This is a genomic window from Actinoplanes siamensis (assembly GCF_016862395.1).
GTDB classification, from domain to species: domain Bacteria; phylum Actinomycetota; class Actinomycetes; order Mycobacteriales; family Micromonosporaceae; genus Actinoplanes; species Actinoplanes siamensis.
On the sequence record NZ_BOMW01000140.1, the window covers coordinates 1 to 1254 of the forward strand.

Here is a 1254-nt window from a genome sequence, read left to right on the forward strand (position 1 = left end):
GGAAGGCGTACGTGGGCAGGTCCACCAGGCCGGAACCGGGCAGCAACCCCGCCCAGTCCACGTCGACACCGTGCACATGCACAGCACCCAAAGCGGTGAGCAGGCAACGCTTCTCCGGACGCCCGCGACGCAGCACCGGAACCACCACGACACCCTCGACACCGGCCAGGCACTCACCCGCCAGGCCCGCCAACGTGGCGTCCGGACCCAACTCCACGAACGCCGTGACACCCCGCCCGGCCAACGTCGCAATGCCATCAGCGAAACGGACCGCCGACCGCGCCTGCACCGCCCAATACTCGGCGGTGAACTCCTCCACCACCTCACCGGTGACATTCGACACCACCGGAATCCGCGGAGCCGAATACGTCAACCCCCGCGCAACCTCGGTCAACTCCGCCAACATCGCATCCAGATGCGCCGAATGGAAAGCGTGACTCACCTTCAACCGAGCCGCCTGCACACCCTCCCCACGAGCCAACTCCAGAACCTCCAGCACCGCCACCTCGTCACCCGAGATCACCGTGCTCACCGGACTGTTGAACCCGGCCACATCCACACCCGAACGACCCTCGAGCCACCCCGCCACACGCGCTTCACCGGCATTGAGGGCAACCATCGCCCCGCCCCGCGCCACACCCTCCATCAAACGCGCCCGCGCACACACCAAACGAGCAGCATCACCGAGCGACAACACCCCCGACACATGCGCCGCCGCCAACTCACCCACCGAATGACCCACCAGATAATCCGGGACCACCCCGTAATGAATCAGCAGACGAAACAGCGCCACCTCCACCGCGAACAACGCCGGCTGCGTGAACACCGTCCGCCCGAGCAACTCCGGCTCACCCTCGATCACCTCGACCAGCGAACGATCCAGATGAACATCCAACGCCCCCACGACCTCGTCGAACGCGGCAGCGAACACCGGCTCCGCCGCATACAACTCCCGGCCCATACCCACACGCTGACTACCCTGCCCGGAAAACAGGAACGCCACCGAACCCGCCGCAACCGCCCCACCCGGCCGCACCGCCCGCAGAGCACCCAACAACTGCTCACGGGTCTCCCCCACCACCACCGCACGATGACCGAAACGAGCACGCGACACCGCCAACGACCGACCCACCGCCACAACATCCAGCTCAGGCCGCGCCTCCACAAACCCCACCAGCCGCTCCACCTGCCCCGACACAGCAGCCTGCGACCTACCCGACACCACCCACGGCACCGGACCCGCCAACTCCCGCA

The 1254-nt window shown here is 67.1% G+C and carries 1 protein-coding gene; it reads right to left on the reverse strand.

The window, feature by feature from the left end; all coding sequences use genetic code 11:
* The coding region (locus Asi03nite_RS37450; protein ID WP_203685249.1) for an acyltransferase domain-containing protein at positions 1–1186 on the reverse strand (1186 nt) is incomplete at its 3' end.
* Between the last annotated feature and the right edge of the window lie 68 nt (positions 1187–1254).